Annotated in this window: 10 protein-coding genes; all 10 read right to left on the reverse strand. The window is 34.2% G+C overall.

The window, feature by feature from the left end; translation table 11 throughout:
- Positions 1-1,195 (reverse strand): hypothetical protein (locus CSUIS19073_RS07850; protein WP_337214408.1); only part of this gene is annotated, 1,195 nt, incomplete at its 3' end.
- Between the two features lie 13 nt (positions 1,196-1,208).
- Entirely contained in the window at positions 1,209-2,090 is an 882-nt protein-coding gene (locus CSUIS19073_RS07855; RefSeq protein WP_086242143.1) for a hypothetical protein, read from the reverse strand.
- Positions 2,090-2,374 (reverse strand): hypothetical protein, encoded by a 285-nt coding sequence (locus tag CSUIS19073_RS07860; RefSeq protein ID WP_086242144.1) that lies wholly within the window; start codon positions 2,372-2,374, stop codon positions 2,090-2,092. The genes CSUIS19073_RS07855 and CSUIS19073_RS07860 overlap by 1 nt, the downstream gene beginning before the upstream one ends.
- Positions 2,375-2,407: 33 nt before the next feature.
- Positions 2,408-3,415, reverse strand: a complete 1,008-nt coding sequence (locus CSUIS19073_RS07865) for an SU10 major capsid protein (RefSeq protein WP_086242145.1) — start codon at positions 3,413-3,415, stop codon at positions 2,408-2,410.
- A 268-nt stretch (positions 3,416-3,683) separates the two neighbouring features.
- Positions 3,684-4,094 carry a hypothetical protein gene (locus CSUIS19073_RS07870; RefSeq protein WP_086242146.1) on the reverse strand — a complete coding sequence of 137 codons (411 nt, stop codon included), beginning with the start codon at positions 4,092-4,094 and terminating at the stop codon, positions 3,684-3,686.
- Positions 4,095-4,111: 17 nt separating this feature from the next.
- Positions 4,112-4,594: a glycoside hydrolase family protein gene (locus tag CSUIS19073_RS07875; protein ID WP_086242147.1), complete on the reverse strand. Its 483-nt coding sequence runs from the start codon at positions 4,592-4,594 to the stop codon at positions 4,112-4,114.
- A 2-nt stretch (positions 4,595-4,596) separates the two neighbouring features.
- A complete protein-coding gene (locus CSUIS19073_RS07880; RefSeq protein WP_086242148.1) occupies positions 4,597-5,037 on the reverse strand; it encodes a hypothetical protein in 441 nt (146 codons plus the stop codon).
- Positions 5,024-5,254, reverse strand: coding sequence for a hypothetical protein (locus tag CSUIS19073_RS07885; protein ID WP_337214409.1), 231 nt, complete (start codon positions 5,252-5,254; stop codon positions 5,024-5,026). The genes CSUIS19073_RS07880 and CSUIS19073_RS07885 overlap by 14 nt, the downstream gene beginning before the upstream one ends.
- Positions 5,175-5,525, reverse strand: a complete 351-nt coding sequence (locus CSUIS19073_RS07890; protein WP_086242149.1) for a hypothetical protein — start codon at positions 5,523-5,525, stop codon at positions 5,175-5,177. Before CSUIS19073_RS07890 ends, CSUIS19073_RS07885 begins: the two co-directional genes overlap by 80 nt.
- Positions 5,522-5,726 (reverse strand): DUF1353 domain-containing protein (locus CSUIS19073_RS07895; RefSeq protein WP_337214410.1); only part of this gene is annotated, 205 nt, incomplete at its 5' end. The genes CSUIS19073_RS07895 and CSUIS19073_RS07890, both read right to left, overlap by 4 nt.

Genomic DNA, 5,726 nt, shown 5'->3' on the forward strand with positions numbered 1-5,726 from the left:
CTTTTGGTGTCTGGGCTTCAAATTTAGATAGTTGCTCGTTTATGCTATCACTAAAGCTTCTATTGAGATTTGAGCTTATTTCAGCAATTTTTTGAGCGGATTGTGGGTTGTTTGCTACTGCATCAAGTATATTTTTAACCCCATTTTCGTGAGCTAATGCTGATAAGAGTAGCTCCCCATCTTGTTTGCTTAAATTTAAGCCCCTAAGCATTTCATTTGTCTTATTTATAGCGTTGTTTGCGATGTCAATGCCCTTTTGGATAAGTTTATTATCACTTGTTTTATCTATGGTCTTAAGGTCTTTAGCTGTAAAATTATTTAAATCATCGCCTAAAGCATTAGTAGCACTATCTAAAGCGTTTTTAACTTCGTGGTCTCCGCCTAAATTGGCTCTTAATGCTGACTTTGCTCCACCGATATTTTGACTTAAAATATGCCTAGCTCCTACTCCTGTTAAGCCTTTATCTAGGATTTGTATAGGTGCTTTTAATGTTCCTTTTGCTACACTAATAGCTGGTCTTGAAGTAAGAGCTGTAGCAAGTCCGGCACCTAAGATTTCATTATTTGCTCCACCTATTGCGGAGTTTATCAGTTGCCCTGCTGTGGTCTTTTCTCCTACGCTTTGGTTATTTAGATATGTATCAGCCATCGCTCCAAGTGAGCTACCAGTAGCACCGCCAACTAAAGGGGTTAAAACTCTCCCAGCCATTCCAGCACTTTTAGCTAGTGGGTGTGGTAAAGTCGCAGCTACCCCAGCAAGTGAGCCTAGCATTTCATAGCTATTTGCCTTTACAGAATTTAAAAATGATGGCTTAATCTCTTTAATAGCCCCATCTTTTTGAATAACATATCTTTTTTTACCATTATTATCAGTAACTATGTGTGGCGTGTAGCCTTTAGTAGTAGATAAATCTATAAATTTCTTATCATAGTCTATGATATCTTGCTCTTTTTGCTTATCGCTCTTTGTAAAAGAATTTAGCATAAATGTGCCATCTTGATTAGATTTATAGTTTGCTAAAGCTTGGTTTATATCATCAGCACTATTTTGAAATTCTAGTGCTTGAGAGTTATTATATAGCTTACTTTTGGGATTAAATGCGTGTTGATTTGCGTTGCTAAATGGTATTAATGGCTCTATTTGCCTAAATCCCTTATTTGCGTATTTTTTAAACTCATTATATAAATTTTCCATTTTTTACCTTTTATTATAAAACTTTTAGTCCTTTAAATTTATCAATACTGCCTATGTCTTGCTCTTTATTTTCTTTATTTGCTTTTGGTGCGTTTAGAGATTGTTTTATAGCCTCTAGCTGTTTTCTTACTTCATCAGCTCCTATATAGCCTTGGTTTTCGATTTGGCTTACTAGCTCCTCGGCTCTATTTAGTATCATTTGCCTAGTTTCATTTAGTGTGCTTTGTGCTTGATTTGTCCCAAGCACGGCTGGTTTTAAATTATCATATAAATTCTCATAATTATATTTGCCTACACCTTTTAAGATTTCGCTTACTGAAGTTGCTACATTTGAGGCTTTTGCGTTATAGTCCGCTCCACTTGGAAATGCATTAGGAGCTAAAGTTTTAACTCTATCAAATAGACCGCCATATATATCCCAACTGCCACTACTATTTACATAATTATCCAAATCTTTTGCTTGTTCTAATGCTGTAAATACTTTTTTAAGCTCGTGTTGCTCTGATACTGGGATATTTTTTTGTCTTATGCCTAAATCTAACTCTTTATCTCTTTGCCATCTTAAATTCTCATTAAATTGCCTTTGATTTTCTTTGAGCTTTTGCTGGTCTAAATAGAATTTTTGTAACGCTAGATTATTGTTAAAATCATTTTGATTTTTAGCAATTTCAAACTCTTTATTTTTATTCTCTTGATTTATATTAAACTGCCTTTGATTTTCGCCAAATGTAGCGTTAAATTGCCTTACTAGCTCGTTTTGCTTATCTTGCTCTTGTCTATTTGCTCTTGCGTCTTGGTAAAGCTTATATAGCGTATCGCCGATGGCTCCACTCTGAGCTACTAAATTTGGATTTGCGTTATAAGTAACGGCTCTAGGATTAAACCACACTGCCATCAAGCACCCCTATAATAGCTTGAGTTTCTAAAAGCTTGGTATAGGTCATCATCGGCTCTATTTTGTCTATCAATCTCCCTTTGAGTTAGCATTTTATTAAAGTTAAATGCCTCTTTTTGTAAATCCATCTGCTTTTTAGCGTTTCTTTGTTGTTGATAAGCTGAGTATAATGCTCCAGCTCCACCTATTAAACCACCTAAATTCTTAAATTCACCAGCAAAATTATTTAAATTTGTTAGTCCATTTGATAATCCACTACCAATACCTTTTAAAAAATCAAACATTAAAATCCCTTTATAAAGCCAAAGCCCTAAGGCTTATTCGGCTTTTAATCCAACGCCAATAGCAAAGGCGTCTGCATTTCTAACTTCAAGACAACCTTCAGTATAATAGCGTTTAGCTATTGCTGTCTTATCAGTAGATACTTCACTTAAAAATGTAGGCTTTAATAGACCCATCTTAGCATAGCTAAAATCCCCAGCAATTAAAGTATCTTCTAAGCCATACTCCTTGCTTAAAAATCTATGAAGTCTAAAATTAACCTTACCAAAATCAGTATCTAGGCTAACAACGCTTGAGTTTATGAATTTCTCATTACTAAACTGGCGTGAAGCCATTTTATTAAGTGCTTTTTTCAGCTCAGCTCCTATGAAAATATCTTTTGGAGTAGCTCCACTTTCCCATACTCTTTGTAAAATTTCGTGTAGCACATTTTCAGTTAAAACCACACATTCTCCAGTCCCCCATTTATTATTATCACAATTACCAAAAGCGATTATATTGCCTTGCTCTTTTCTACCATTTTTATCTTTAAAAGCTGTTTCGCCTTTAGCTGTGTAGTAAAATATCCCTGCCATCTCGCCTGGCTTACTTGCTTCTCTAATTTGTGGTGCTTTTAGCACACTTACCTTAGCTGAAGCATCTCTACCAAGCCCTAAAAGTGCGTATTCAATATCAAGCTTATGGACTTTTGTAGCTTTTGCTACTTCGTTTTCTAGCTCTTTACCGCCATATGTTGCTACTTCTTGCATAGTTTGGCTAACCATAATATCAGTTGTGAAAATTTGGGTTGCGTTTGTGTTTTGCTGTTTAGTTGATTTTTGCTCTCCACTAAAGGCACTTATCTCAAGTTGAGCGTTCTTAGATGGTTTTTTAAGCGTATCAGTTATCCAACTATGAGTTATACCCTTAACTACGCTTGTGCCTATCATAGACATTATAGGCGTATCATTTGGACCTACTAAGATGATTTTGTCATATACACTAGGGATTAATCCCACTCTAGCCGTTGCTGGTGATTGAAATTCTGTTGAAGTTATCGCCATTTATTCTCCTTATAAAAAATCTATAGCATTTTATAAAACTTTAGTGGCTCAAATTTAGGTAGATTTGAGCCTTTTTATAAAAATATAATAATTTTTTAAATTATTTAAGTATTTCTTAATGGCAAAATTTAATAAGTAGTCGCCCTATTTTTTATAAGGTGTTGATTTCATAGCTTTATTAAAATTCTCTAAAGCCTTTTTTAATTTTACTAAAAATCCTTGTAGATTAAAGTTACTTAGTATATTTACACTATTTCTTAGCATAGATTTACTCCATTGTTATATTTTTACTATTTGCGATATAGTTTGATACCACTTCATCACTAATTTGGCGATAAATTTTCTCTAAACTAAGCCTAAAAAGCACTTCATTTAAAACAGCGTAATTTAGTGGCTCATCAAAATCTATTAAAGCGTCTGGATTATATTTTGGGTCATTTTCATTAAAAATTGGCAAATTTGGAAATCTTAGATAAATCCCCTTATTGTCAATCCATCTAAAAACTCTTTCTAATCTATTATCCCCATCTTTACAAATTAGATTTATAGGGTAGCAATCATTAGCTATTTTTAGCATAGCTTCATAAGTCTCATAACCTAGCATTTCATCGTTCGGTGAGTGCATATTTTTCTCTGCTATGCGGTATAAAATCATATCTTTAAAAGCCTTAATAGTCATCTTTAACTCCTTTTTATCTACCTACTCACTGCTAAACTAGCCTTAATTAGCCTACCAGCCATATTCTCAGCTCTCTTTGGGGTCTGCTTAGCCCACCTTGAGTTCATTATATTCTCCTTAGCTTTGTCATAGTCGTGATTTTTTAAGTGCTTAATAGTATTAGTAAAGCCCCCAAAGGATTTAAGCCCTAGCTGATAGACCATATCATAAACTCCGATTTTAACTACTCCAGGCAAGTCATCTACCCAAGTGTATATCTCATCTACGCTTTTTATAAGCTTTTTAAGCTTTTTGTGTAGTATCTCACTAGCCGCTTTCTCACTCATAGGCTCTATAACTGAGCCGTTTAGCTCTATCTCATCACTGCTTAGATACTTTACATTAAAGCCATACCCGATGGTATCAACCCCAGCAGTGCATTGATAGATTTTATCTCTAAAGCCCTCTTCGCTCTTTAAAACTTCTACCAACTCATTAAAATCATCTTTACTTAAGCTCATATTTAACTCCTTAATTTTATATTATTCTCTTGTTTTCTAGCTGCTTGAGCTGCTCTAATGTTTTGTAAGATATTTTGTGTATCTCTAGTGCTATTTCTAACTTCTATTAAGTCATTTTCTATCTTATCAAGCTTATTATTAGCTAGTTGCTCAAGCATTCTAATCATAGATAGCTGATGAGATGAGTTATTCTCGTTTAATACACTTTGCTTTTCTAGCTCATTTACTATAGCTTCTTTATTGCTACGAATTTCAATTATCGCTTCTTCAATTTTTTCAGCTACATTATCTATATGTTTACGATTTAATTTGCTCTCTCTTAAATCATTTACTTGACCTTCATAAAGCATTTTAGCTATTTTAAAAAATGCCACCAAGCCCACCACTAAAAGCCCTATAATACCGCCACTCTCAATAAGCTTTACAAACTCACTCTCTACCATCTCTTAACCTTTCTAACCTACCTTCAAGCTCTTTTATATATAGGTATAAATCCCATGCCATTAAAGACGCTTCTTGCTCCGACCTAGCCGTGCGGTTAAAGTCCATATATGGCAAATCAGCTATAAGCTTATTAAAACTAATCTCCTGTCTTACTGGCGTTGTTATCAGCGTTTCTTTGGTGGAGCAGCCTTGCGTAAATAGCATTAATGCTATCAATACAACTACTATTTTTATCCCTAGTAATCTCTTTGACATACCTTACTTCCTTTGTCTTTTCTTGTTTTAGCTCACTTAAAGCCTTTAAGCCATTTTCATAATCAAACTGGATTTGCTCCAAGGTAGCCTTATAGCCACTATTAGCGTGTAGGGCAGTGTTTAGATTTGCCCTTACTTCTACATTTTCTTTTTCTAGCTTGTTTATTTGATAAATGCCATACCCACTAAATGCCACCATAATAGATACTAAAATTATATAGATATAGCTCATTCTTTACTCCCTGTCATCTTTAATCTATGATACCACTTCACCCAAAAGTAAAATAGCTTTGCTTTCCATTTAGGAACACCTATCTCAATCAAAACCTCATAAAATAGCTTATCAGCTAGTTCATATCCATATATCTTTTTATTAGCACACATATAGTCGTGTAAGACTACAGCACTTAGATACTCAGGACTATAAGGGCAA

Origin of the sequence: Campylobacter sp. RM19073, from assembly GCF_024723495.1 — a bacterium.
GTDB lineage: Bacteria > Campylobacterota > Campylobacteria > Campylobacterales > Campylobacteraceae > Campylobacter > Campylobacter porcelli.

Bases quoted from the DNA above. Each gene is read 5' to 3' on its own strand.
- CSUIS19073_RS07855 (WP_086242143.1), bottom strand. From the start codon at position 2,090: ATGGCAGTGTGGTTTAATCCTAGAGCCGTTACTTATAACGCAAATCCA.
- CSUIS19073_RS07860 (WP_086242144.1), bottom strand. From the start codon at position 2,374: ATGTTTGATTTTTTAAAAGGTATTGGTAGTGGATTATCAAATGGACTA.
- CSUIS19073_RS07865 (WP_086242145.1), bottom strand. From the start codon at position 3,415: ATGGCGATAACTTCAACAGAATTTCAATCACCAGCAACGGCTAGAGTG.
- CSUIS19073_RS07870 (WP_086242146.1), bottom strand. From the start codon at position 4,094: ATGACTATTAAGGCTTTTAAAGATATGATTTTATACCGCATAGCAGAG.
- CSUIS19073_RS07875 (WP_086242147.1), bottom strand. From the start codon at position 4,594: ATGAGCTTAAGTAAAGATGATTTTAATGAGTTGGTAGAAGTTTTAAAG.
- CSUIS19073_RS07880 (WP_086242148.1), bottom strand. From the start codon at position 5,037: ATGGTAGAGAGTGAGTTTGTAAAGCTTATTGAGAGTGGCGGTATTATA.
- CSUIS19073_RS07890 (WP_086242149.1), bottom strand. From the start codon at position 5,525: ATGAGCTATATCTATATAATTTTAGTATCTATTATGGTGGCATTTAGT.